Annotated in this window: 24 protein-coding genes; 11 read left to right on the top strand and 13 right to left on the bottom strand. The window is 53.7% G+C overall.

Annotated features, from left to right (window positions below):
- Window position 1: 1 nt before the first annotated feature.
- From BLR09_RS18460 to corA, 8 genes are all read right to left on the bottom strand, one after another.
- Window positions 2-799, bottom strand: a complete 798-nt coding sequence (locus tag BLR09_RS18460; protein WP_093206069.1) for a helix-turn-helix domain-containing protein — start codon at window positions 797-799, stop codon at window positions 2-4.
- 43 nt (window positions 800-842) lie between these two features.
- Window positions 843-1,727 (bottom strand): SDR family NAD(P)-dependent oxidoreductase, encoded by an 885-nt coding sequence (locus BLR09_RS18455; RefSeq protein WP_093206067.1) that lies wholly within the window; start codon window positions 1,725-1,727, stop codon window positions 843-845.
- Window positions 1,728-1,927: 200 nt separating this feature from the next.
- Complete coding sequence (locus BLR09_RS18450) at window positions 1,928-2,356, bottom strand: GNAT family N-acetyltransferase (RefSeq protein WP_093205677.1); 429 nt, start codon at window positions 2,354-2,356, stop codon at window positions 1,928-1,930.
- Between the two features lie 2 nt (window positions 2,357-2,358).
- Window positions 2,359-3,333, bottom strand: a complete 975-nt coding sequence (locus tag BLR09_RS18445; RefSeq protein ID WP_093205675.1) for a bifunctional heptose 7-phosphate kinase/heptose 1-phosphate adenyltransferase — start codon at window positions 3,331-3,333, stop codon at window positions 2,359-2,361.
- A gap of 44 nt (window positions 3,334-3,377) precedes the next feature.
- Window positions 3,378-4,001 carry a porin family protein gene (locus tag BLR09_RS18440; protein ID WP_093205672.1) on the bottom strand — a complete coding sequence of 208 codons (624 nt, stop codon included), beginning with the start codon at window positions 3,999-4,001 and terminating at the stop codon, window positions 3,378-3,380.
- Between the two features lie 12 nt (window positions 4,002-4,013).
- Window positions 4,014-4,715: an outer membrane beta-barrel protein gene (locus tag BLR09_RS18435; protein ID WP_093205670.1), complete on the bottom strand. Its 702-nt coding sequence runs from the start codon at window positions 4,713-4,715 to the stop codon at window positions 4,014-4,016.
- A 132-nt stretch (window positions 4,716-4,847) separates the two neighbouring features.
- Window positions 4,848-7,919, bottom strand: a complete 3,072-nt coding sequence (locus tag BLR09_RS18430; protein WP_093205667.1) for a PVC-type heme-binding CxxCH protein — start codon at window positions 7,917-7,919, stop codon at window positions 4,848-4,850.
- Window positions 7,920-8,057: 138 nt separating this feature from the next.
- Window positions 8,058-9,005 carry a magnesium/cobalt transporter CorA gene (gene corA / locus BLR09_RS18425; protein ID WP_093205663.1) on the bottom strand — a complete coding sequence of 316 codons (948 nt, stop codon included), beginning with the start codon at window positions 9,003-9,005 and terminating at the stop codon, window positions 8,058-8,060.
- 629 nt (window positions 9,006-9,634) lie between these two features.
- Here corA and BLR09_RS18420 point away from each other — a divergent pair.
- On the top strand, window positions 9,635-10,753 hold the full coding sequence (locus tag BLR09_RS18420; RefSeq protein ID WP_093205660.1) for a helix-turn-helix transcriptional regulator: 1,119 nt from the start codon (window positions 9,635-9,637) through the stop codon (window positions 10,751-10,753).
- Here the strand turns inward: BLR09_RS18420 and BLR09_RS18415 are convergent.
- Genes BLR09_RS18415 through BLR09_RS18405 form a run of 3 tightly spaced genes read right to left on the bottom strand, consistent with a single transcriptional unit; the run spans window position 10,750 to window position 13,169 of the window.
- Window positions 10,750-11,589 carry an MBL fold metallo-hydrolase gene (locus BLR09_RS18415; RefSeq protein ID WP_093205658.1) on the bottom strand — a complete coding sequence of 280 codons (840 nt, stop codon included), beginning with the start codon at window positions 11,587-11,589 and terminating at the stop codon, window positions 10,750-10,752. The two genes, BLR09_RS18420 and BLR09_RS18415, sit on opposite strands and share 4 nt — an antisense overlap.
- Entirely contained in the window at window positions 11,586-12,092 is a 507-nt protein-coding gene (locus BLR09_RS18410) for a GNAT family N-acetyltransferase (RefSeq protein WP_093205655.1), read from the bottom strand. The genes BLR09_RS18415 and BLR09_RS18410 overlap by 4 nt, the downstream gene beginning before the upstream one ends.
- 48 nt (window positions 12,093-12,140) lie before the next feature.
- Window positions 12,141-13,169, bottom strand: a complete 1,029-nt coding sequence (locus BLR09_RS18405) for a methionine synthase (RefSeq protein WP_093205653.1) — start codon at window positions 13,167-13,169, stop codon at window positions 12,141-12,143.
- A gap of 99 nt (window positions 13,170-13,268) precedes the next feature.
- Here BLR09_RS18405 and BLR09_RS18400 point away from each other — a divergent pair, with 99 nt between their 5' ends.
- From BLR09_RS18400 to BLR09_RS18375, 6 genes are all read left to right on the top strand, one after another.
- Window positions 13,269-14,063, top strand: a complete 795-nt coding sequence (locus BLR09_RS18400) for an SDR family NAD(P)-dependent oxidoreductase (protein ID WP_093205650.1) — start codon at window positions 13,269-13,271, stop codon at window positions 14,061-14,063.
- A 20-nt stretch (window positions 14,064-14,083) separates the two neighbouring features.
- Entirely contained in the window at window positions 14,084-14,974 is an 891-nt protein-coding gene (locus tag BLR09_RS18395) for an ROK family protein (RefSeq protein WP_093205648.1), read from the top strand.
- A gap of 11 nt (window positions 14,975-14,985) precedes the next feature.
- A complete protein-coding gene (locus BLR09_RS18390) occupies window positions 14,986-15,768 on the top strand; it encodes a sugar isomerase domain-containing protein (protein WP_093205645.1) in 783 nt (260 codons plus the stop codon).
- Between the two features lie 207 nt (window positions 15,769-15,975).
- Window positions 15,976-16,473: a hypothetical protein gene (locus tag BLR09_RS18385; RefSeq protein WP_093205643.1), complete on the top strand. Its 498-nt coding sequence runs from the start codon at window positions 15,976-15,978 to the stop codon at window positions 16,471-16,473.
- Window positions 16,474-16,675: 202 nt separating this feature from the next.
- The gene (locus BLR09_RS18380; RefSeq protein ID WP_093205640.1) at window positions 16,676-17,017 is read left to right on the top strand and encodes a YciI family protein; all 342 of its coding nucleotides are present in this window, start codon (window positions 16,676-16,678) and stop codon (window positions 17,015-17,017) included.
- Complete coding sequence (locus BLR09_RS18375; protein ID WP_176785607.1) at window positions 17,014-17,481, top strand: DinB family protein; 468 nt, start codon at window positions 17,014-17,016, stop codon at window positions 17,479-17,481. Before BLR09_RS18380 ends, BLR09_RS18375 begins: the two co-directional genes overlap by 4 nt.
- Before the next feature lie 31 nt (window positions 17,482-17,512).
- Here BLR09_RS18375 and BLR09_RS18370 read toward each other — a convergent pair whose 3' ends face one another.
- Window positions 17,513-19,093, bottom strand: coding sequence for a hypothetical protein (locus BLR09_RS18370; protein WP_245689948.1), 1,581 nt, complete (start codon window positions 19,091-19,093; stop codon window positions 17,513-17,515).
- A 296-nt stretch (window positions 19,094-19,389) separates the two neighbouring features.
- Window positions 19,390-20,148: a triose-phosphate isomerase gene (tpiA, locus tag BLR09_RS18365; RefSeq protein WP_093205635.1), complete on the bottom strand. Its 759-nt coding sequence runs from the start codon at window positions 20,146-20,148 to the stop codon at window positions 19,390-19,392.
- Between the two features lie 216 nt (window positions 20,149-20,364).
- On the opposite strand from tpiA, the gene BLR09_RS18360 reads away from it, so the two are divergent.
- The 4 genes from BLR09_RS18360 (at window position 20,365) to BLR09_RS18345 (ending at window position 24,080) form a co-directional block, all read left to right on the top strand.
- Complete coding sequence (locus BLR09_RS18360) at window positions 20,365-21,612, top strand: aspartyl protease family protein (RefSeq protein WP_093205632.1); 1,248 nt, start codon at window positions 20,365-20,367, stop codon at window positions 21,610-21,612.
- A gap of 92 nt (window positions 21,613-21,704) precedes the next feature.
- On the top strand, window positions 21,705-22,397 hold the full coding sequence (locus BLR09_RS18355) for a hypothetical protein (RefSeq protein ID WP_093205630.1): 693 nt from the start codon (window positions 21,705-21,707) through the stop codon (window positions 22,395-22,397).
- Between the two features lie 67 nt (window positions 22,398-22,464).
- Window positions 22,465-22,947 carry a 2-C-methyl-D-erythritol 2,4-cyclodiphosphate synthase gene (gene ispF / locus BLR09_RS18350; protein ID WP_093205627.1) on the top strand — a complete coding sequence of 161 codons (483 nt, stop codon included), beginning with the start codon at window positions 22,465-22,467 and terminating at the stop codon, window positions 22,945-22,947.
- Window positions 22,948-22,964: 17 nt separating this feature from the next.
- A complete protein-coding gene (locus BLR09_RS18345) occupies window positions 22,965-24,080 on the top strand; it encodes an amidohydrolase family protein (protein WP_093205625.1) in 1,116 nt (371 codons plus the stop codon).
- The last annotated feature ends 55 nt before the right edge of the window (window positions 24,081-24,135 follow it).

Raw genomic sequence — 24,135 nt, 5'->3', positions numbered from 1 at the left:
TTTACGCCAGTTGCGACGGCGGCATTCCGAAGGCTTTCTTGAATGCGAAGGAGAAATGAGACAGGTCCTTGAACCCCACGTCGAGGTACACATCCCCTACTTTTTGTTTTCGCTCCTTCAGCAGAAAATAGGCTTCTTCCAGGCGTTTCTGTTGCAGCCATTTGTTGGGAGAGGTATGGAAAACTTTCTCGAAATCCCGCTTGAATGACGCCAGACTGCGGCCTGTCAGGTAAGCAAACCGGCTGATGTCGACATTATACCGGTAATGCGTATTCATAAATGCCTCCAGGTCGATCTTCCCCGGCTCGCTGAAATCAAACAATACATTCTTCAGTTCCGGATATACTTCCAGCAAGATCATCACCGCCTCCCGGACTTTGACACCGGTGAGCGTTTCGCTGATCCGGCCGCTGCCGTTCTGATACGGCCGCAGGGATTCGAAGTAGTTCTGAAACAGCGGATGCGGCCTGAGTTTCAGCACGCTTTCACCGGTATAGGGCTTGTCCGGGTGCAGATCATAGGCTTCGCTTATTTCCCGAAGCGTCTGCTGATCCATTGAAATGGCCAGCGATTCGTACAAGCCGTTTTCCGCCGGCCACTTGGTATACGAGGCCAGCTTATTTCTCCGGACAAAGCGAAATTCTCCTTCTGCGAACCGGTACGTCTTTCCGTCGATATGCATATCCGAAACACCGGTCAGCTGCAAACTGAAAATATGGGCGGGAATAAACTGCTCCCCCTGCCGGTTTTTCTGCGAATAGCACGCGTAGATGACGTGCGGCAACTGTGTATCTTCCATTTCCTGAAAGCGTTTCCGGTAATAACTTCCCGGAAACAAGTTACTAAGCATTCTGAAAGGCTGCGTATGCTTTTCCCAGCGGTGTTTCGAGGAAAGGCGTCGCTTCGTCATGATCCGTGGAGACGCTCACGGCTTTCCATTCCTCAAACTCCCGTTTCCGGTTGGTATCCGCCATTTCGAGCAGGGCGACCGCTTCGCTGCCGAGTACCAGGTGAACCGGCGGAGCGGGATGAGCCGCTACTTTCACCATCACACTGGCCGCCTTGGCCGGGTCGCCCATGGGCTCAAACGCGCCGCTCCGGAAGGCTTCTGCGCGTTGGTTGACAACGGTATAATCGGCCATTGCGGGGGCGAAGCTCATGCTGTCTCCCGCCCAATCCGTCCGGAACCCGCCGGGTTCGATGCTTGTCACAAAAATACCGAGCGGCTCTACCTCCTGCCGGATGGCTTCGGTAAAGCCCGACACGCCGAACTTGGCCGCCTGGTAAATCGAGACACCGGCTGTACCTACCCGCCCGCCGATGGAGCTGACCTGCAGAATCCGCCCGCTTCCCTGCGCACGCATGTGCGGCAGCACCGCACGGGTGATCTGTATCGGTGCGTAGAGGTTTGCTTCGAGCTGACTGCGGACCTGCTCATCGGTAAATGCTTCGGCAGCCCCTGTGATACCGAAACCGGCATTGTTTACCAACACATCGATCCGTCCGAAACGAGCGATGGCAGCCGCTACTGCGGCATGGACCGCATCGTTTTGGGTAACATCCAGTGTAAGCGGGAGGATTTGTCCGGCGTATTTCGTCACCAGGTCATCCAGTGCGGAGATATTGCGCGCGGTGGCGGCTACGTGATCGCCCTGACGGAGTACTGTTTCGGTGAGATGACGGCCTAGGCCGCGTGCGCTTCCGGTAATAAACCAAACTTTGTTCATCGTCATTTATTGTTTTGTTTGACGATACAAAGCTACCGCGCCAGGCCGCGGGCTATTTTGTGGAGAAGCTCAACCTGTTTTGTTGAAAGGCTCACAAGACAAAGCCAAAAAAATTCTGTGCATTCTGTGTTTTCTGTGAGAAATAAAAAATGTTGCTCACAGAAAACACAGAATGCACAGAAAGATGTTCAGAACAGTTATCAGCTCTGTCCGTAGGGATTTGGTCTGACTTTTTCGAGGTATCGTTCCGGCTTGGCGAGTTCACTGAAACCGAAACGCGAGTACAGCGTATGCGCGTCGGCGGTGACCAATACCCAGCGCCGCAGGTCGTGCAGGGCGGGATCTTCGAGGATGTACTCAACCAGTAGTTTGGATACTCCGTTACCCCGGTATTCTTCCAGAATGAATACGTCAGCGAGGTAGCCGAAGGTAGCTTCGTCGGTAATCAGCCGCGCGAATCCTACCTGTTTTTCTCCTTCATATACCCCGTAGCAACGGGCGCCGGCGATGGATTTTTCCACAAGCTCCCGTGGAATACCCTTCGCCCAATACGAACGATTACTCAGGAAATCGTGGATCATCCCGATATCCAGGCGGGATTTATCCGTAGATACGACAAAATCAGCCATGATCAGATTCCGGCTTTGAGGGCTTCGGCGAGTAACCGTTCCTTGTCGATCGGTACCACGCCGACTTTTTCACATACCAATCCGCCACCCAGGTTTGACAAACCGGCAACCTGGTCCGGCCGCAGTTTCAGCGCCACACAACATGCCGCGATGCTGATTACGGTATCTCCGGCGCCGGAAACGTCCGCGATCTGGCGGAGGTGCGCCGGGAGATGATGTTTTTGCTCCAGGTAGTCAATATATACTCCGCGTTCTGACAGAGTAATCAGCGTTCCATCGGCTGATAGGTGCTCTTTTAAGCGCTGCGCGGCGTGTTCAAGTTCGTCCCGCCGCGCCGGATCAAAGGAAATATTCAGCCCTTCCCGAAGCTCCTTCAGGTTGGGTTTGAAAAGGGTTACGCCGTGGTAGTGGAGGAAGTTGCGCTTTTTGGGATCAACGACCGTCGGAATACCCTGCTCTTTGGCCAGAGCAACTACGTCCCGGATCAATTCGGCCGAGATCACTCCTTTGTCGTAATCTTCGAAGATGATCACGTCACAACCGGTTGCCAGCTCCCTGATTTTGGCAAGAAGAAGCATTCGCTCCTCCTCCGAAATAAGGGCGTCGGTTTCGGTGTCCACCCGCACTACCTGCTGACTTCCGGCGATGATCCGTTCCTTTACCGTCGTAATCCGGTGCGGGCTGCGGATCATTCCCTCTGTGGTGAGGCCCTTCTCTTCGAGGTGTTTGCAGAGCTCATCCCCATACGAATCCTGCCCTACTACGGAGCAGGCAATGGCCCGCGCGCCCAACGCCTGCACGTTGAGCAGCACATTACCGGCGCCGCCCAGGCGGAACTCCCGCCGGTTGGCTACTACCACCGGTACCGGCGCCTCCGGAGAAATCCGGTCGACACGCCCGAAAACATAACTATCCAGCATGACGTCCCCGATGACCAGGACGTCCAAACCGTTAAATGCATCAAATACAGCCTGCATGAAAAAATCGGGGAAAAACACCGGGATAGCTCCCGCCTTTTCCGTTAGAATACATTGTCAAACAAATAACCGAGGGTGAGCCCGTACGTGCGGTTTTTCACATCCAGTCCGAGACCGGAAACATTCGCGAGTCCCTGCTGATAGAACGCCGTCAGCTGAAAAAAATCGAACTGTATGCCAATTCCACCCTGAACGCCATAGTCAAAACGCTGAAGATCATAGTTAAACCGGACGCTGTACTCGTTTTGAAGCTGCCCTCCTACCCGGTCACGGGTCTTCCCGCTTAGCCCGCAGGCGAGATATCCGCCTCCGAAAAGCAGAAAACGGGTACTCTTTTCCTGATTGCCGATCTTCCACAATACGTTGACGGGAAGGTCGATGTAATTGAGCGTCGTCGTCGACCGTCCGGATTGGGTCTTGAAATTGGCAACATATCCCCGCTGCACAAACTGCAGTACCGGCTGAATCGCCAGGCGGTTTTCCAGCAAGGGGTATTCCGCCCCCAACCCAACGTGAAATCCCGGCTTTGAAATAGGGTTGTCCAGTTCGGCGCTCAATGCGTTGCTCATACTGGCGACGTTGAAACCTCCCTTGAACACAAGCTTGTTCTGCGCCAGAAGTACCCCCGGTAAAACCAGCAGGCACATAACCATTAACACACGTTTCATAAGCGGCGGTTTTTAGAACGCATCGTCAAAGTAATAGGAGAGGAACAGTCCGACAGCCCGGTTGCGGATCGGATCTCCCGAAACAGCCAGGTCGGCCAGTCCCTGCGAGTAGGTTATCCCAAAAACAGTATACCCTCTCCGGAAACCGACTCCAAAATTGGCGCCGTAATCCAGGCGATTCAGCTTGTCTTTAAAAGGATCGGTGCGCGTGGTATGTTTTGCGTCGACGGTCGGGAAGGTTCCGTTCGCACCCGCCACAACATCCTTGTTCCAGAATTGCAGCTTTTGCTGGCCATATACACCGATGCCAAAATAGCCGCCCGCTGTCGCGAAGAATTTCGTCCGCTCACCGCCAAGCTGAACGACGAGATCGACCGGGACATCCAGGTAATGCAGCGAAAGCCAGTTACGGTCTTTCGATACCTGCGCGCCCAGCGAATCTTTCGACTTATGTTGAGACCAATAGCCACGCGGACTGTAGCGTAATCCGACATTAACACCCAGCATTTTCGGAATGATTTCAATGTTCCGGGAAACGCCGAGGGAGAACGCCGGCTTCAGCATGGTCTTGCCGGTAGACGGGACGAGATTGCGGTTCATGTCTGTTCCGGTCACGCTCATGCGGAAAACCCACCGGGGATCTGCCTCGCGCTGGGCAAACAGGGACAGGGAAAGGAGGAAGAAGGTAAGAACAAGAAAACTCTTTTTTCTCATGCCTGATAACGTGTTGGTCCGGCAAAGAAACGAAAGGTTTCGCGATTCTTCTTAAAGATTTATTTTCCGGAGACAGCGGCTCCGGCTGTTGGTTTACAAGAAAAAAGGCGGGCCTCTCAGCCCGCCTTTCCGTTATTTCTTTTTGAGTGAAACCAGGTATTCGACCAGGTCGGCCAGGTCCTGATTGCTCATGTTTTCGTGCAATCCGGCCGGCATCATGGAGTCGGCCTGCTGTTTCATGCTTTTGATCTGGGACGTTTTGAGCCGTTGGCTGCCGCCGCCCGGGAAACGGACGTCGACATCGGTTTCCGTCTTGCTCGAAACGATTCCGACCACTGTCGATCCGTCCTTCATCTGAATCTCCCATCCTTCGAAACCGAAGCTGATCCCGGCCGACGGATACAAAATGGCCATATACTGGGCTTCTTTCGGGAGTTTCGATCCGATTTCCGAAAGCTTCGGCCCGAAATCCGCTCCCTGACCGTTTACCTGGTGGCAAATGGCACAATTCTGAGCGAACAGTTTCACGCCGTTTTTGACATCCCCGCGGAGCGCTACCAGGTCCTCCACTTTCGGCAGTGGCTTTCCGGCGACGGTCGCCCCGCCCAGGTAAGTCGTCGCTTCTTTGGAAATCGCCTTCCGCCAGGCATTCGCAACGCCCTGAACGGCATACGGTATATAGTCCTTGTCGATCTTTCCTTCGCGCAGCAAGGCGAGGATACGGTCTTCGCCGGCAAACGACTGACCGAGGTTCCGGGTAGCGAGCTGGCGGACAGACTTCGTGTATTTTTTGTCCAGCGCCACAGACTGAAGCAGTTCGAGCGACTCTTTCATCCCGACAAAACGCAGGGCATTCAATGCTTTCCGGATTTGGTTTTCGTCCTTTCCATTGAGAACATTCTGAACGAGCCCCGAGCCCTTTTGCTGCAGCAGCTGGCTCATGGCATTCCGACCGAGGTTATCGTCCGGCGGAGACAGCGCCAGCTTCAGTAGTTTCGGATTCTCCTCCGGCAGCCCATAGCGGCTTTCCATTTCGAGGTATTCGCTGCCTTCGAGGCCGGCAAGCATTTTCTTGAGCGCGGTCTTCGCTACCGGGTTGCTGCCGACAAACGCCTGATCCAGGTGCAGCAGCGCCAGCCGGTTGATCTGAGGGGCAGACTTTCCGTCCAGCATTTTTACGAGTGCTTCTGATTTAGCCTTTCCAGACTGAAAATCAAATGCGCGGAAGTACCGGAGGCGGCTGTTCAGGTCGGTAGATTCGTCGGTAGCGAGGCGTGCCAGAAAAGGTACTGCCGCGTCGGTTCGTGCCCGCCAGACGATATCCCGTCCGGCCGCCGAAGCGATCGGATCGGCATTCTTACGGAGATACGCGGCAAAGAAGCTATCCCATTGACGATCAGCTGAAATACCAAGGGCTTCCAGGTACCAGCGATCCTGCCCGTCATAGGCGGCGGCGAGCGTCGTCCAGAGCTCGGCGGCTTCCGGCTCAGTCCGGTGACGAAGGGCAATCAGGCATTCGCGGCGTACTTCCGGTGCCGGATCGTTCGCGAGCTGCCGGACGTACCCGATGACATCTCCGCCTGTCTGCCGGGCGGCGCGCAGGCCGGTAACACGGATATCCGGATTGGTATCTTTAATCGCTTCGTCGATATAGGGACGGCCTTTCAGTTTCGCCAGCACCCAGAAAGCGCGGGCACGGCTCCGGGGATTTTGCGAGGTGCGCCAGTACCGTTCGAGTACCGGTACTGCTTTGTCTCCCAGGCTTGTCAGCGCATTCCAGGCCTTGAAACGGACGGACATATTCGGACTCATCAGCGCGAGAACTGCGCCCTCGGGATCTGCATACGTATACGAAGGAGCCGTATAGGGGCGTTTGGGAGGCGCTACCCGGTAAACCCGCCCGCGGGTCTGATCTCCGGCCTGGTGCCCGCCGACTCCCGGATCGTACCAGTCTGCTACAAGGATAGAGCCATCCGGCGCCACGCAAACATCTGCCGGCCGGAACCAACTGTCACCTTCGTTTTTGAGCAGGTTTTCGATCGAAGCCGAATAGCCGGCTCCCGCTTTTTTTGCGGGATAGCTCCGGACGACGTTATGTCCCGGCTCGCAGTGAAGCAATTCATTCCGGTATACTTCCGGAAGAAGATTCCCTTCATAGACAAGAAGGCCCGTCGGTGAGCCGCTGCCGGTTTGCAGCAGGTTCGGCACAACACCGGGATCGTTCAGGTGCCAGTGACGGCGGGGTATTTCGGGTTCGATATTGGTGCGTTTCGCCGACCAGTTGGCGCCGGTCATTTCGTCCTTGTAGCCGTAGTTTCCGCCTTCCAGTACATAATTGATACGTACGCCCTTGTTTCCGTCGTCGTCATTATCTGATTGCCAGACGGTTCCATAGCTGTCTACGGCTACTTCAAACGGATTCCGGAAGTTATTGGCGAGTACTTCAACGTTTTTAAAATCCGGGTCGCAGCGGAAAACCATTCCCTGCTTGTACTTGCCTTTGTTTGTCGCAACAATCGGATCTCCGTCCGGGTCCTTCACCGGCGCGCCGGAAGCGTCCAGGAGTTGTTTCCCCTCGTTACCAAAGTTGAAATAGAGCTTTCCATCAGGACCAAACACGAAGGTATGCATGCCGTGGTCGTGTTGATCTCCTTCAATTCCCTGAAAAATCACAGTTTTCTTATCGGCCTTGTCATCGCCGTCGGTATCCTCGAAAAGCCATACATAAGGGCTCTGAGAGACAATCGCTTTCCGGCCCATGACGAAAATACCGAGCGGCGCATTGAGCTCCGGGCCCTGATACCAGACCTTCCGGATATCGGCTTTGCCGTCTCCATTGGTGTCTTCCAGAATCAGGATGCGGTCGCCGGCGGCGGTAGTCGGGTTGCCGGTAATCGCCGGGCGGTAGTTGTAGGCTTCTGTAATCCAGACCCGTCCGCGTTCGTCGATATCCATGTTTGTCGGATTCTGCAGCATGGGTTCCGTCGCGAAGGTCGTCACCTCCAGGCCATCAGCAGCGCGCAAGGTACGGAGTGCATTTTCGGGAAGACGTTTCTGCGCGTCGGTCAGGACGGAGTCGAGCAGAATGTTGACTGTGTGAACCAACCCGGTTTGGCGGGTTGCCGTCAGGCCCAGCAGGGAGCCGCCCAGCGCCAGCGCCAGTCCGAGGCGAACGGCGCGTCTCGGCGAAACAGAAGAAGTCATAGCGTACGGAGGGGGTTTAGAAGCAAACTATTCTCGCGTAACTGCAAAAATAACTTGGTTTCTGAACAGAAAAATTAAAATTGTCGATTTGACACTTTTAATTTCAAAAAAGCGCCTTTTCCGCTGATATCCCTGCTTTTAAATCCAGTGTTTCCGGCGGAACCACGCCAGTACGGCGACCGAGGAAAGGAGCATCATTCCCAGCGAAAGCCAGAAACCATACGGCTGGGCAGAGGTAGGAATTTCGTTGTAGTTCATTCCGAAGATACCGGCGATGAGCGTCGGCGGCATGAACACAATCGTCACGACCGTGAAGATTTTAATAATCTGGTTTTGTTCGAGATTGACCAGACCCATAAAGGTATTCTGGAGGTATTCGAGACGTTCAAAGTTAAACGTCGAATATTCGAGCAGAGAGCTGATGTCTTTCAGTACCAGGCGGAGGCGCTCCCGGTGCGAATCCGGAAAGAGCTGGCTCCGGAGCACGTTCGAAAGTACCCGCTGTTTATCGATGATACTCTCCCGGAGCATCATGGTATTTTCCTGAAGGGCATTGATGCGCAACAGGACATCCTGGCGGGGTTTCTGATCAGCACTCAGCGATTTGGAAAGGGTCGTAACGTCCCGGGAAATGGCTTCGAGCAAATCGGCGTCGGTTTCGATCCGCGTTTCGAGCAGCAGGATAAAGATATCCACACCTACCTGAAACGTCTCGTCCCCGCTCACCTTCATCCGCTTGACGGTATCGGCAAAGGTCTTGGAATCACCCCGGCGGAAGGTAAACAGCGTGCCATTCCGGAGAATCATCGACACGGGATAAATATGAAACCCTTCGGAATCGATCCGGAGGAAGTTGGAGTTCGCGTTGATGGTATCGTTCTGCTCGAAGAAACGGGCGGAGCTTTCGATTTCGACGATCTCCTGCGGGGTCTGAAAACTGACCTCGTATTTGTTTTCCACCCACTCTTCCTCTTCCTGACTGGCCGATTGCAGATCTATCCAGATCACGTTTTTCAGGTGACCCAGTTCCTTGACATCGTTCTCCTTCCGGATTTGCTTTCCTTCCTTGTAATAGATTCTGACCACGACGCTGACCTGTTAGCTTGTTCCGTTCTCAAAACAAACAACAAGCTGCCAGACAAACAACTACGGGCGGGAATAACTCTGCGGAGGGAAGGAGGCATGGGGCGGAGGGACAATCCGAAACACTAAACTCAAAGCACTAAACTCAAAACTGATAAAGCCCGGCTTCAACGAAGCCAGGCTTTCCGTGTTCAGCGAATCTTAAGAAAATGCCGGCGGCACCGTTCGCACAGGTACCACTGGGTAGGGACAAAAAACAGTAGAATTTTAAGCGAAGCGGGCCGGCGACGACGTTCGGTTGACGTCGACCCGCAATGTGGACAACTCGTACTGGTGGTGGAAGACATAAATCGTTCAAGGACAGGTTAACTCGATTTCCATTTCATGGAACTCCGCTTGAAAACAGGGCAGTAGCTTCGCTCGACGGACGTCAGGAACAGCGAAAGGCGTATAGACTGGCGTATCGTTGGCAATAGATACCCGGCCTTCGTGGCGGCATGAAATTTAGATACAGGTGCAAATGAGGCCCTTTTTCAGGCCGTCAACCAAATTAAAATCATAGACTTAATATAGACAGGTGTTGATTTGACCTGTTTTGGGGCGATTTTTACGCAGGAAATTCCGTCACCGCCATGGCTTCTTTGCTACCCGCCTCTTTGTTTGTTTCTGTCCCCGATGCATACGCTTCCGAGTTCCGCTCCTACAAGCTGGCAGCTACCCATTCCCGTCTGAAAGTCATGTTCTGGGCCGGGATTGCTTTTCTGATAGAGGTCATCCTGATCTACTTTTCCCGGTATCAGCAGGGTATTCTGTTTTCCGATTTGCGGCACAGGCTCCTGCTCTATTCCGAGATTGAACTGTTGATGAACCTCGTGGCGTCGTTTTTCCTTTTCCGGCTATGGCCTTCCAAAAACGACCCGCTCCCATCCCATGCGCGGCTGCTGTATCATTTTGTTATCGTATCATCCTTTGTGTACCTGTTTGGCCGGTCGCTGCTGGTGTACTTCGACCGGCAGTCGCTCGTCTTTTACCTGACGTCCCTGATTTTGTTTCAGGTGATGTTCCTTCCGGACCTGAAACCCCGTACGATCCTTTCACTCAGCGGAATGGTGCTGATGTGTATCGTGATTTACCTGTTGCCGGCCGTAAGCCAGGACGAGAAGATTACAAATCTCTTTGAATGCATCGGCATGACGGTGATGACCTACCTCGTCTCTACCTATTTGTCTAACCTGGAAGTACAGCGTTTCCTGCACATCCATACCATCGAAGGCCAGAATGAAAAGCTGGAGAGCTATTCCCGCCTATTGGAAGAGCAAAGCCGTGAGCGGGAGGAAGAACTGGAACAGCGCAGCCGCGAACTGACCAGCTATACGCTTCAGGAAGTGAAGAACAGCCGGTTTCTGGAAGAAATCAAAAAGCGGATCCAGGAAGACAACACCGCCGAAATCCGGAAGATACCCAACCTCATCAATACCCACCAGCAGGGCGAGGCGAAATGGGTGCATTTTAAGGACGTTTTCGAGAACGTCCACCCGGAATTCTTCAGCCGTATTCATCAGCAGTTTCCGGTACTCAACTCCCATGATATCCGGTTAATGGCCCTGTTGAAAATGAACCTCAGTACAAAGGAAATCGCCGATATTCTCGGTATTTCTCCCCAAAGCGCCAATACGGCCCGCTACCGGCTCAGGAAGCGCCTCAACCTGGCTCCCGATGCCGATCTGGAATCGATGGTCCGGAATGTTTAGGGCATATCGAAGGAAGCGCCGAGTTCGAGGACATGATACGGGGTTCCGTATTTTTCCGCCCAGCGAATAAAGTGGAGGGGATCTTCGGTATTGAAGGCAAACAGGTGGTAATGATGCGGGATGACGCATTTCGCGCCGATCTCCCGGCCGAGACGGGCTGCCTCCTCGGCGTTCAGATTACCCGCTACCCGGCGTTCGGGTTTGTTCCCGTTGATGGGCAGAAAGGCCACGTCAACCGCAAAGGGGCGTAGTATATCCTCCAGGCCGTCAAACCAGAGCGTATCTCCTGAGTGATAGATGCGGTAGGAGCCGAATTCCGCGATAAAGCCCATGTAGAGGCACCTTCCCTGATCGTCGCGGTCGAGCCCGTTGTGCGCCGCCGGTATCCCGAAAAACCGGAAATCGCCGAGTACTACGCTTCCGCCGTCGTTCAGTCCGGTCGGAAAGGCAGGGTTGCACTGCAGCCGGTTGGCGACAAACTGCCGGTTCGCCTCCGGAATCAGCAGCTGCATCCCCGGATTATTCGCAAGCAGGGGCAGCAGGGTTTCGGCATCAAGGTGATCCGTATGGTTGTGGCTTGAGGTCACAACGTCGATAAACGACAACTCCGCAGGGTCAATGACCCGCTCGCTCATGCGCTCGTGTGGTTTATCGGTATCCGCGTATTTCCGGGTAAGGGAATCGGACAGGTACGGATCAAAAAGGAGGTGTTTTCCCTTCCACTGTACCAAAAAACCGCTTTGTCCCAGCCACCAGACACGAAACCCCTTGTCGCTCATCCGGGTAGACCGGATGTCGTGCAGCAGGCGTTCGTCTTTCTGATGTGGTTTGATCATCGTTTCAATATCCAGCGCCAGACGATTCCGTCGTCCGGATCTTCTGTTTCTCCCGCATGTACGAACCCTACCTTGGTCAGGACGCGGGTCGAAGGGCTTTCCTCGGGCAAGGTATGGGCGATCACGGAATTCACTTCCGGAAAGGTGAAGGCATAGTCCACAAGCGCGTTGGCAGCTTCCGTTGCCAGGCCTTTTTCCCGGTGAGTGGCTTTGATTTCGTACCCGATCTCTACTTCTCCGGCTTCATTGGGCTTTCCTTTGTAGCCACAGCTGCCGATGAGCAGGTTATCCGGCTTGTAGACAATGAGGTTTCCTCCCCAGGTTTCGAGGGTCAGGTCTTTCTTCACCTGTTCGTAAAAAGCCGGAAACGCAGCTGCGCTCTCGGTCCACTTCCGGGGTACGTTCGCACCGATGACCTGGCTCAGGACATTATTTCCGGCCAGAACGGCCTCCCAAAGGGTACGGTCACAGGTCAGCAGGCGAAGCCGCGCAGTTTCAATCATGGTTCCAGGGATGAATTCTCAGCGAAAATGGCGAATAATCTACCAAACTCATAACCCCTCCCGGACCAGCTTTGCGCCCGCCACCATGCTGGCGAGCTTCTTTTTGGAAGCCCAACGGGCCGTTTGGCTCAGGCCGCAGTCGGGCGCGACGGCCAGCTTTTCCGCCGGAACATAAGGCAGGCACTGGCGGATACGCCCGGCAACGTCCTCCGGTGTTTCGATGTAATAGCTCTTGACATCGATCACTCCGACGGCTACATCATATCGCTCCGCAAACTGCTCCAGCAGGTGTACTTCTGCGAAATTGAGGATAGTCATTTCGGTATGAAGTTCGTCCACATTCATATCCAGGAAAGACGGAAGCATCGGAGCGATTGTTTTCTTGCCAACCGAACGCCCCTTGTAGTTTCCAAAACAGAGGTGCATCGACAACCGGGCTTTTCCTACTGCCGGCGCTATCGTCCTGTTGAAAATATCGACAAACCGGCGCGTATCCTCTTTGTATGCATAGCAACTCATCGAAGGCTCATCTACGCAAATTTCGGTACATCCTGCGGCGACCAGATCCGCGATTTCCTTCCGGACAAGCGGCAGCAGGGCTTCCGTCATCTCCCAGCGGTCGGCATAGATTTCACCGGGCAGCAGCCGGCCCGAAAGCGTATACGGCCCGGGAATGGACGCTTTGAGAATGTGCCCCTCCGGCGCCAGTCGTTTCAACCGCCGGAACTCTTCGACGACACCCAGTCCAGCCGGTGCCGTCAGGTGTTCGACTACCGTATGCTTGCCCCGCTGGTCGTGCGCAGGCGGGCCAAACCGGCGTGTTTCGGCGTGATTTGCCAGAATACCCTTGATAAATCCGTAAAAGGACAAATTGAAGTCAAGCCGCGTCTGCTCCCCGTCCGTTATCACATCCAGACCGGCTGCGACCTGGTCATGGATAGCGGCGATGACAGCGTCTTCGATCATTTCTTCGACATCGGCGGGACCGTAAACATCGAGTTGCTGACTGGCTTTTTCCAGCCAGCCGGGAAAAGGAAGGGAACCGACAACGGTTGTTTTGATAGGCAGAGGTTGCATGGAAACCGGATTAGGACTCGATTTTTTGGCAAGATATGAGAAATATTTTCACTAGAATTACCAAAAACTTTCACCCGATAATCCAATAAACTGTTCTGCATGGCCGGTTGGCTGAAAAACAAAACACTGGTGGTCATCGGCGGCACCGCGGGCATTGGCCTGGCTGCCGCCAGCGCGTTCATCCGGGAAGAAGCGCAAGTCCTCGTGGTCGGGAACGATCCGGATACATTCGATACCGCCGCCCGTACGCTCGGACCGAAGGGTCATGTATTGGAGGGAGACGCGACGAATGAACTGACCGCCGCCCGCGCCATCCGGCAGGCGATTGTGGAGTTTGGCGGGTTCGACGGACTGTATCACGTCGCCGGCGGCAGCGGTCGCCGGTTCGGGGACGGTCCGCTGGACGCCCTCACGCTTGATGGCTGGAATGAAACCTTCCGCCGGAACCTCACCGGCCTGATGCTCTCGAACCAGGCCGCTGTACGTCAATGGCAGAAGCAGAAAACGGGCGGCAGTCTCCTCAATATCAGCTCTGTACTCGGTTACTCCCCGTCTCCGGATTTTTTTTCAACCCACGCGTACGCCGCAGCTAAATCCGCGGTGATCGGCTTCAGCCAGTCTCTTGCGGCCTATTATGCCCGGGACGGCATCCGCGTCAACGTCCTGGCGCCCGGACTTATCGAAACCCCAATGAGCCAGCGGGCAGCTACTGATCCGGAAATCATGGCCTTCATCCGGACCAAGCAACCACTGGACGGCGGCAGAATCGGCCGTCCGGACGACCTCACCGGCGCGGCAGTCTACCTCCTCTCCGATTACGGTCGATTTACTACCGGCCAGGTACTGGCTGTCGACGGCGGATGGACCGTCTCCGAAGGCCGGAAACAATCCTGACTTCATTTACCTCTGAACCTATGCAACCAACCGCAATCGGTATCGACCTCGGCGGCACAAACATCAAGGGACTGCTGGTGTCGGCCGATGGAGAGATTCACCGGCAGCATTACATTCCGACTGCCGATACCGGCGACGGAAGCTGGAAGGAAAGCGTGGCCGAAATGGTCCGCTACCTAGAAGGCTATCTGCAAACGCCGGTTTCCGGTGTGGGTATATCGGCCCCCGGCCTGCCTGATGCCACGAATGAAACGATTTCAGTAATGCCGGGACGCCTCGCCGGCCTGGAGCATTTCCGGTGGTCGGAGTTTCTCGGCCGGCCTGCGCGGGTCATCAACGATGCCCATGCCGCGCTGATGGCTGAAGCCCGTTTTGGTAACCTGCGCGGGTACCGCAATGCCCTGCTGCTGACGCTCGGTACCGGCGTAGGCGGCGGCCTGCTGCTTGACGGACGCCTCTACCAGGGCGTTGGGCAAATGGCAGGGCACCTCGGTCATACGGTTGTAGATGCCGGGCTCCATACCCGGGGTATAACGGGCATGCCGGGTAGCCTGGAGCACGCCATCGGCAATCATTCCGTTCCGGAGCGTACCTGCGGGAAGTATACTTCGACCTGGGAACTGGTAGAAGCTTACCGGAAAGGAGAGCCCGTTGCGACCTGGGCCTGGTTACAGTCGGTACAGCGGCTGGCTACGGCTCTTGCGTCTTGGATGAATGCGTTTTCTCCGGAATGCATCGCCCTTGCCGGAGGAATTACATTGGCCGAAGACGCGCTTTTTGATCCGCTGCGGTCGTTTCTCCATTTATATGAGTGGACGCCAGGCGGCAAGCAAACGCCGATTGTCCAGGCCCATTTCGGCGATATGGCCGGCGCGCTCGGCGCCGCCGGATTTGTGTTACATCCCTCTTAAACCAACTGATAATGAGTGTCATTCAGGACTACCTTCGTCGTAGTCAGCACATTCTTGATGTCGTATCGGCGCAGGAATCCGCCATTGCCCAGGCCGCCCAATGGTTTTCAGAAACCATTCTCGCCGGCCGTATGGTGCATGTATTCGGCAGCGGACACAGCCGCATTATGGTCGAAGAAATGTGGCCGAGATACGGTTCGTTTCCGGGTTTCAACCCGATTGTGGAATTATCGCTGACGTTCCACAACCTCGTCGTAGGCGCCAACGGCCAGCGGCAGGCGATGTTTCTGGAAAATGTCCCGGGACTCGCCGAGCGTATTCTCCGGAATTTTGACCTGCAACCTGCCGATACAGCGCTGGTGATTTCCTCCAGCGGATGTAATGTCGTTCCGATTGAAATGGCAGAGTTGTTTCAGCAGCGGGGTATCCGGGTGGTAGCCGTTGTTACGCAGGAACATTCGGACGCCAGTACCTCGAAGCGGGCTGATGGTAAGAAACTGACCGATTTTTCCGACCTCGTGCTGGATACCGGCGCGCCCGTCGGCGACGCCATGGTCCTGATTCCGGGACTGGATACACCTGTATCGCCGGGAAGTACTGTCGGCGGTGCGCTGCTGATCAACTGCATCAAAGCCGAAACCGCCCGTTTACTCACCGAAGCCGGCCAGCCTCCGAAAGTACTGACTGCCGGAGCGATTGTCGGAACCGAGCGCGCTGTCTCCCTGTTTGAGTCGGCATATGACGAGCATGCCCGCCGATTGTCGGGCCTTTATGCCAATACCGGACGACCATGAAAACCTTTCGAATATGTTTTTTTCTGCGATGAAGTACAAAATCATCAGGCAGAGATACTCCAATAGTTTTCAAATGATATTGAGGTATCTTCAAAACGCCTACCTTTATCAATCTATTACGATAGTTACCATTTGAAAGAGCTTTCTACAAAAAGACTTTCTTAAGTATTATCTTTTGTAAGTACTTTAAATATAACTTCTAAATACATGACAACCCAAAATTCAATCTTTGCTTTATTTTTTTCTGCAGCTATAGTAATGATAGGCTGCAGCGGTCCAAATACAGAAACTGAAACAAATTCTGAAGCAGTTCAAAAAGCTAGTACGAAAGAGAAAAATCTTATCTTAGATTTTAACACAATTAAAGGAAAAACATTAACAGAAGTGGAAAAAGTCCTAGGTAAGGCTGAAAATATAGTAAAAGTGAAGGGCTATCCTTGCAAAAACACAGGATGCCAAAAAGTATTTTTTAAGAACGGAGTCTATGAAATATTTTTTAAACTCAATAAAGTAGACCGTGTTATTATCAACAAAACCCCTAATCTAACTAATGACGATAACGCAATAACAACTTTGGGTTTAACAGGTGGTGAACCATCTTTTAAGAATCCTGGCATTGTAATTCGATGGCAAAGTGTCGATAACATAAAGGAAATTGATTTTTTTACGGACTATATTTTAATACAGGTAACAAATCCTGATTGAGTTATTTATTATTAGATGATATTAATATATAGTTTCTTAGACATTAATAAAATATTGTATTAGTACTAGGAACAGGCAATTTCGTTCAGACATACAACACAGCAATTAAAAACAGAGCAAATTATTTGTAGGAAGCATATGAATTCCCAAAAATCGAGCATGCCCGCCGATTGTCGGGCCTTTATGCCAATACCGGACGACCATGAAAACCTTTCTGATTTTGTTTCGGGAACCCGACGGGCGGACCGACGAACATTCCGAAGCGTTCACCCAAACACACCAGCAGCACTGGCAAACCTGGCTGCAAGCCCTCCGCGCAAGTGAGAAGCTAGTTCACGGAGGGTCGCTTACGATGGACGGCAAGGTCATCAAAGATCCTTCGCTGCCTGCCGAAGACGGGCCCCTTTTTCATGGACTTGAATTTGTCGGAGGATTTTTACTGATCCGTGAAGAAAACCTGGAAACGGCGACTGCCCTTCTCCGGTCCTGTCCCATCTTTGAATCCGACGGATGGGCTGAAATCCGTGAACTCCAATACTCATGAATGACTTTGCCGCCCTCTACCACCGCGACATTACCCGCCTCCGGCAGGAAATCGACGCCTATGCTACCGAAGATGCGCTTTGGCTTACCACCGAAGGCATCAGCAACCCCGCAGGCAACCTATGTCTGCATCTGATTGGCAATCTCCGGACGTTTATCGGCCTCGGATTGGGCGGATATCCCTACGTCCGGGACCGCGCCGCTGAATTTGCCAGCCGGAATATTCCGAAAGCCGAGCTATTGGCGGCGCTGGACGAACTGCTGCCCATTATCACCGATTCCGTCGGGAAGCTATCGGAAGAAGACCTGAAGAAACCCTATCCGGATAATCCGCTCGGGTATGAAATGTCTGTCGGGTATTTTCTCATCCACCTCAACGGGCACCTCAATTACCACCTCGGTCAGATCGACTATCACCGGCGTATCCTGACGCACAATGGAGCCATTCCACTAGCCTCGAAATAAAAAGAGCGGGAGATCATCCCGCTCTTTTTTGTTAGTCTGTGAAAGGAACATAATCCCGGAACATCTTCTGGAGCCGCTTGTCCTGCTCCTGCGCGTTCCTGGGCATATTCCGGTCCTGCCAGCTGGCGTCAAGTTCAAGCGCCAGGAGGTCGTTGACTTTCATCGACGATTCGAAATCATCCAGGTCGCGGGCAAACTGGGTCGGCGAGCCGCTGCCCCGGCGGGACGACCGCAGGTTATACTTCCGGGCGAAAATGTCTCCCTTCGTCTGCAGTTCGTTTTTCTTGACGATGATTTTGTTGAGCTGATCCACCAGCGGGCTGATGGACCGGCCGATGACTTCGGTCGCTTCCAGCGTACCGACAGTAGCGGTGGCTGTTCCCCCGATGGTCGAAACGAGCGTCTTGTTCGGGTTCGTGCCCATCGTAAGCGGGGTAATCGCCGTAGCCGCCCCGATGCCTGCGTTCATGACCGACCGGTTTTTCTTGCCGGATTTCGCGCGGGAATACAACCGGCGGAGTTCTTCCTGCTTTTCAGTCAGTTGTGAAATAAGCTCCCAGGCACGGATCAGCGCCGTACGGTACTGTGTATAGAGTTGAAAGTCCTTTTCGCGTTCGTTGACAGCATTTTCAACCGTGATATGGATTTTCTTTTCATCCTTTTTCTGCGACTTGTCAATCACGAAAAAAGTAATGTTAAAGCCCAGTGTATCAAGGGGATCCTTGACAAATTCATAATCGGGCTTCCAGATAAATTCATATTGATTGTCTGTATTTCGCTTCAGGGACGATTTCGGAATCGACGGATTATCCGACAGGAAGGAAAATTCCTGAATATCTTGATCGCCATTCGGATCGGTCAGGAAAAAAGCCAGGCTGAGCGTGCTGTTTTCCCGGATTTTGAATGAGCGGGTATTGGGCACAACCGAGATTTCAGGCGGAAGGTCGAGCTGGGTAACATCGATCTTCAGACGGCCCTTGCTCCGGGATTTCATCGGCTGGTCTTCCACATAGAATTCCACCCACAACGGACTCGCCTTCAGCCGATTGAATTGTGTCTGAGAAGGTTTCCAGGTGAATTCGCCCTGCGCGGAGAGCTTGGCTCCTTCAGGCATTTCATCCGGGATGGGGATGAACACGAGGGGATCTCCATCCGGATCACGGACGGAATTACCGTCCACCTGATAGGTATTCTGAACGTTGTACTGTACGTAGAAAGGCTTCAGCTCCCCTACGTATGGGGCGCGGTTGACGTGCAGCAACCGGAACTCGGCGACCTTGCGGATCTGCTCGCCGCCGCGGACGGATGCTTCAAACAACACCGGGAATATCTTACTGCCCTGGATGCGGTCCACCAGATCAAACGATGGCGTCCAGGCGAAGTTTCCGAGTGAATCGAGTTTCATCCCGTCTACACGACCTTCAGGAATAGAGAACTGAAGGTGGGTCGAATCGGGCAGGTTCCCCTTGAGGCGAAGCTGGAAGGAAATCGTCTTTCCTTCTTCCACCACGTTCCAGTTGGATTGGTCGGGCAGGATCAGGCTCGTTTGGGCATTAGCGGAGAGGCCCAGCAGGAGAACAAAAATAAATTGGACGAAAGAAAGTCTCTTCATGAGATACCTGTATCATTATGGCAATATCATGGCCAAGGGTGATCACTCTGTTGGACGAAATCAAAGCCCATTTATTGCGTAAACAGGCCAATATTTTCCCCCAGCACCCTGATCGAAACACGCTCCGGCCTGGTATTCCGGGCCGGAACATGCACTTGTTAAAATTGTATTTTCTGAACCCGCTTCCGCGCGGGAAAGTGCCCGGCCATGCCGGAAAGGCTACATAAAAAGCAGAATGAGTGTATTCCCGTTTTCCGGAACCCACTCATTCTGTACCCCGAGTATGTCTAAAACGGCTATCGGATCGCCTTGATAATGTCGACAAAATCGCGGGACTTCAGGGAAGCACCGCCGACAAGGCCGCCATCTACGTCCGGGCAGGCAAACAATTCAGCCGCGTTGGCTGCGTTGACACTACCGCCGTATTGAATCGTCGTGTTATCTGCTACTTCGGCGCCGTATTTCGATGCGATGTGGCTGCGGATCGCCGCGTGAACTTCCTGTGCCTGGTCGGCAGAAGCCGTCAGCCCCGTACCGATCGCCCAGATCGGTTCATAGGCAATGACTACCTGTCCGAACTGCTCGGCCGGGAGGTGGAAGAGGCTGTTGGTAACCTGATCCCTGATGATGGCGAGGTAATCTTCGTTCTGACGCTGCTCGAGCGATTCTCCGCAGCAGAAGATCGGCTTGAGGCCGTTTGCCAGGGCGATGTCCACCTTTTCTGCCAGGAGAGCGTCGGTTTCGCCGAAGTACTGACGGCGTTCGCTGTGACCCAGAATAACGTAGGGCACGGAGAGGGATTTCAGCATCGGGGCTGAAATTTCACCGGTATACGCGCCGGAAGCTTTCTGGTGACAGTTCTGAGCGCCGACAGAAATGCGGCCGCCAACGTACCGCTGAAGCGCAGGCAGGTAAATGAAGGGAACGCACAGCACCACTTCTACCGAACCCGTCACTTCGTCGGCAACCATGTTAACAATTTCCGAGGTCAGCGCGACGGCTTCTTCGGCGGTCTTGTTCATTTTCCAGTTGCCCGCGACAATTTGTTTTCTCATACGAAAAGATAGAATAATCAGAAGAAAGTTTGTAATCAATCAAAGAAGGCCCTACAGGCATCAGGAAAGCATTTTCAGCCGGGCTATCCGCGCGGCGAAAGTAACGAAAATCCCTGAAAGTGCCTTTGTTCCCCTGTTATTGATCGACGAGCATCTTGATTATCAGGAAAAAAGAATGTACATTAAGGGCGTGTTAGTCCTTAATTCCGGACCGCCATGAAACACGTTATACCACTCGTTCTGCTGTTCGGGTTGGTTTTGGGTTTTGCACCCGGCAGCTGTGGGCAAGGTCAATTTGGACTTTACCTGAAGGGACGCCATAAAACGACCCGTATTCCTTTCGAGCTTCAGTCTAACCTGATCATTGTACCGGTCAAGGTGAACGACTCTGACACGCTTCGGTTCATCCTGGACTCCGGCGTATCGACCATTCTGATTACCGATCCCAAAGTACCTGTTGCCAAAAAAATGAAGCCCGTCCGGAAGGTGCAGATCGCCGGCGCCGGAGAAGGCGGCAGTCTTTCCGCTACGGTCATGATCGGCAATTCGATTCAGATGGGGCATATGGTTGGCTTCAACCAGAACGTGGTGGTACTGGATCAGGATATTCTCCAGATTTCGGAGTATGTCGGCGTGCCTGTCCACGGAATTTTCGGGTATGAGCTTTTCAATCATTTTGTTGTAACGATCGATTTTGCCCGCAGGGAGCTGCTCCTCGAAGAACCCGAGCATTATACCTACAAACGGCGCAAAGGCGAACAATTCCCGATTACCATTGAGGAAGCCAAACCCTACCTCAATGCCGTAGCGCTGGTGGAAAAAGATCGTACCGTCCCGCTTAAAGTAGTCATCGATACCGGCGCCGGACACGCGCTGTCGCTGGATATTCACTCCCGAAGCAACATTCAGCTGCCGAACAAGGTCGTTCGCGCGCAGCTTGGCCGCGGGCTTTCCGGCGTCATCAACGGCAGCCTCGGACGGGTCGAAAAAATCCGTATCGGAACTCTGGAGGTCAATAACCTGATTGCCTCCTTCCCGGATAGTATGGCATATGGCATGAAAATCGCCCATAATATTGAGCGTCAGGGCAATATAGGTTGCGAGTTGTTGCGGCGGTTTAAAGTCACGTTCAATTACCGGGACCGCTACATCGTCCTGAAACCGATCCGCCGGCGTCTGCGGGAAGCATTCGAGCACAACATGAGCGGCATGGACATCATCGCCCGGGGTACCGACTACCACGAATACATTGTTGAAAAAGTGGAAAAGAACTCCCCGGCAGAGCTTGCGGGTTTGCAGTCGGGCGATCAGCTGGTGAGCGTCAACGGCGAGTTCTGCAATGATATCTCGATCTCAGACCTTTACAAAATCATGCAACGGGGAGAAGGACGAGAAATCGTCATGGCCGTCCGCCGGAAAGGGCAGCTCTTCATCACGAGCATGGTACTCCGGCGGATTATCTGACGCCTTACCAATTGTTTAAAAATCAACCGCTTTCCCTCCGGCCTCGGCCAAAACCCGTACCTTTCACGCAGCTAATCAACGCCGCCACGTTTATGCAGCTACGTTCAATCCTTCTGTTTGTTCTCTGCTGGTCGGGAGCGCTATCCTCCTTTGCCGTTCATTTTCCCGGAGATTCTGCCCGTTTTTCGGCTGGTCTTGCCGGCGGAACGCTGGGATATGGTGTGGAAGGTGCCTGGCGTCTGAATCATCGCTGGCAGTTCCGGCTGGGTTTTACCCGGGTGGCCTATAAAAAGCCTTTTGACGTGGATGCCAACAAGGAGTCCACCTTTCACCTGCAGCCGCTCGTCCGCATGAACCTGCTGCATGCCGGCGCGAACTGGGTACCTTTCCGGAAAAGTTCGTTTTACCTGACGGGCGGACTGGCCCTTCAAATCGATCCGAGCTACTCCGTTTCCGGCAATACGCTGACAGGTCTTCACGTGGATGCGATCAATATTTCCCCGGAAGAATTCGGACAGGCCCGGCTTTCGCTGAAATGGTGGCCGGTTATCCCGCACCTTGGCCTCGGTTTTGGCCGTGCAGTGCCAAAGAAGCGGATCGGCGTCAGCTTTGAAATGGGATGCCACTACCTCGGAAGCCCGAAAATCAACTTCTGGACCGACGGCCTGGTCGAATCCACTACCCTTCCCGACCAGATTCCGAAAATCGAGCACAACATGCGGAATTACAGCTACCTTCCTTACCTCATGCTCTACGTCCGGTATCGGCTTCCGGATCGGAATTAATCGGGCACAGACAGCGAATCCCAGCGCATTCCCGCTTATTTTGCTGATTCAATCAGCTTATTTGCGCATGTCTTTTCGCATCGGACACGGATACGACGTACATCAACTCGAAAAAGACCGGCCGTTCTGGCTCGGCGGCATACAAATTCCCCATACACACGGCGCCAAAGGGCATTCGGATGCCGATGTGATCTGTCACGTCATCTGCGACGCGCTCCTCGGCGCGGCCAATCTCCGCAACATCGGGTACCATTTTTCAGACAAGGATCCGCAATGGAAAGGTGTTGACTCCAAGGTACTTCTTCGGCGGGTGCTGGAAATGATCCGGGAAAAAGGGTATGAAGTCGGCAACATCGACGTGACGGTCGTATTGCAGGAACCCAAGCTCAATCCGCATATTCCGCTGATGAAAATCGTCCTCTCCGAAGTCATGGGGATCGACGAAGAAGACCTTTCCATCAAGGCGACGACGTCCGAACACCTCGGCTTCGTCGGCAAAAAGGAAGGGATCGCGGCCCATGCCGTTGCCCTCATTCAATCAAAATCCTGATATCTCCTTTTCCTCCTATGCGAAAAACTGCTACACTTCTTGCCCTTCTGCTGCCGGGGTTTCTCAGCGCGCAGACGACAGACCAGCCTCTGGGTTTCGAAGAGTATGATCCCGTTTCGACGTTACGGGTCGAAGAGCATAAGTTGACCCGGGCGAAATTTCCGTTTATCGACGTCCACAACCACCAGTTTCAGATGCCCACGCAAAACCTGAAGGAACTGCTGGCACAAATGGACGCGCTGAATATGCGGATCATGGTCAACCTGAGCGGGCGGGGCTGGACCAACAACCTCCCTGAGAGTACGCAGTTTTTCGACCAGGCACTGGCAAACATTGGCCAGTCGGCCCCGAAACGCATCGCGTTATTCACCAATATCGTCTTTGACGGTCTCGGAAAGCCGGGATGGACGGAAGAGGCGGTAAAAGTGCTGGAAGAAGACGTGAAAAAAGGAGCGCGCGGTCTGAAAATTTATAAGAACCTCGGCTTCAACATCAAGGACAATACCGGTAAGATTATTCCGGTGGATGATCCGCGCCTGGACCCGATCTGGGCCAAATGCGGCGAGCTCGGCGTACCGGTTCTGATCCATACCGCCGATCCGCGCCCCTTCTGGGACCCGCTGGACCGCTACAACGAACGCTGGCTGGAACTCAAGCTCAATCCCGGTCGCCGGCAGGGCGGCAAAGGCGGTTATACCTGGGAGCAGCTGATCGACCAGCAGCACAAGGTTTTCCGCAAGCATCCGAAAACCCAGTTCATTGCTGCGCACATGGGCTGGTACCCGAACGATCTCCGCAAATTGGACAGTATCCTGACGGTATTGCCGAATGTAAATGTGGAAATCGGCGCCGTCATTGCCGAACTGGGGCGGCAGCCGCGCACGGCCCGTAAGTTTTTCGAGAAATACCAGAACCGTATTCTCTTCGGGAAAGACAGCTGGGTACCCTCCGAGTATGCAACGTACTTCCGGGTACTCGAAACGGAGGACGAGTACTTCCCCTACCACAAGAAGTACCACGCGTTCTGGCGCATGTACGGGATGGGTCTTCCGGACGCCGTTCTCAAAAAGGTATACTACAAAAATGCGCTCCGGCTGATACCGGGACTGGATAAGTCGGCTTTTCCGGAGTAGCGGAGATTTAAGCAATAAGCTGTAGGCTTTAAGCTATAGGCAGGGACCTGCTTAT

This window comes from Siphonobacter aquaeclarae (assembly GCF_900103285.1).
In the GTDB taxonomy this organism is placed as follows: Bacteria; Bacteroidota; Bacteroidia; order Cytophagales; family Spirosomataceae; genus Siphonobacter; species Siphonobacter aquaeclarae.
The sequence above is the reverse complement of the archived record's forward strand: the minus strand, read 5'-3'. Positions and strand labels throughout refer to the sequence as shown.

Coding starts and splice junctions, on each gene's coding strand:
- BLR09_RS18400 (WP_093205650.1), top strand. CDS start 13,269: ATGGCCGGTTGGCTGAAAAACAAAACACTGGTGGTCATCGGCGGCACC.
- BLR09_RS18385 (WP_093205643.1), top strand. CDS start 15,976: ATGACAACCCAAAATTCAATCTTTGCTTTATTTTTTTCTGCAGCTATA.
- BLR09_RS18360 (WP_093205632.1), top strand. CDS start 20,365: ATGAAACACGTTATACCACTCGTTCTGCTGTTCGGGTTGGTTTTGGGT.
- tpiA (WP_093205635.1), bottom strand. CDS start 20,148: ATGAGAAAACAAATTGTCGCGGGCAACTGGAAAATGAACAAGACCGCC.
- BLR09_RS18375 (WP_176785607.1), top strand. CDS start 17,014: ATGAATGACTTTGCCGCCCTCTACCACCGCGACATTACCCGCCTCCGG.
- ispF (WP_093205627.1), top strand. CDS start 22,465: ATGTCTTTTCGCATCGGACACGGATACGACGTACATCAACTCGAAAAA.
- BLR09_RS18345 (WP_093205625.1), top strand. CDS start 22,965: ATGCGAAAAACTGCTACACTTCTTGCCCTTCTGCTGCCGGGGTTTCTC.
- BLR09_RS18430 (WP_093205667.1), bottom strand. CDS start 7,919: ATGACTTCTTCTGTTTCGCCGAGACGCGCCGTTCGCCTCGGACTGGCG.
- BLR09_RS18420 (WP_093205660.1), top strand. CDS start 9,635: ATGGCTTCTTTGCTACCCGCCTCTTTGTTTGTTTCTGTCCCCGATGCA.
- BLR09_RS18390 (WP_093205645.1), top strand. CDS start 14,986: ATGAGTGTCATTCAGGACTACCTTCGTCGTAGTCAGCACATTCTTGAT.
- BLR09_RS18455 (WP_093206067.1), bottom strand. CDS start 1,727: ATGAACAAAGTTTGGTTTATTACCGGAAGCGCACGCGGCCTAGGCCGT.
- BLR09_RS18410 (WP_093205655.1), bottom strand. CDS start 12,092: ATGATTGAAACTGCGCGGCTTCGCCTGCTGACCTGTGACCGTACCCTT.
- BLR09_RS18405 (WP_093205653.1), bottom strand. CDS start 13,169: ATGCAACCTCTGCCTATCAAAACAACCGTTGTCGGTTCCCTTCCTTTT.
- BLR09_RS18370 (WP_245689948.1), bottom strand. CDS start 19,093: ATGAAGAGACTTTCTTTCGTCCAATTTATTTTTGTTCTCCTGCTGGGC.
- BLR09_RS18450 (WP_093205677.1), bottom strand. CDS start 2,356: ATGGCTGATTTTGTCGTATCTACGGATAAATCCCGCCTGGATATCGGG.
- BLR09_RS18355 (WP_093205630.1), top strand. CDS start 21,705: ATGCAGCTACGTTCAATCCTTCTGTTTGTTCTCTGCTGGTCGGGAGCG.
- BLR09_RS18415 (WP_093205658.1), bottom strand. CDS start 11,589: ATGATCAAACCACATCAGAAAGACGAACGCCTGCTGCACGACATCCGG.
- BLR09_RS18460 (WP_093206069.1), bottom strand. CDS start 799: ATGGAAGATACACAGTTGCCGCACGTCATCTACGCGTGCTATTCGCAG.
- BLR09_RS18445 (WP_093205675.1), bottom strand. CDS start 3,333: ATGCAGGCTGTATTTGATGCATTTAACGGTTTGGACGTCCTGGTCATC.
- BLR09_RS18435 (WP_093205670.1), bottom strand. CDS start 4,715: ATGAGAAAAAAGAGTTTTCTTGTTCTTACCTTCTTCCTCCTTTCCCTG.
- BLR09_RS18380 (WP_093205640.1), top strand. CDS start 16,676: ATGAAAACCTTTCTGATTTTGTTTCGGGAACCCGACGGGCGGACCGAC.
- BLR09_RS18440 (WP_093205672.1), bottom strand. CDS start 4,001: ATGAAACGTGTGTTAATGGTTATGTGCCTGCTGGTTTTACCGGGGGTA.
- BLR09_RS18395 (WP_093205648.1), top strand. CDS start 14,084: ATGCAACCAACCGCAATCGGTATCGACCTCGGCGGCACAAACATCAAG.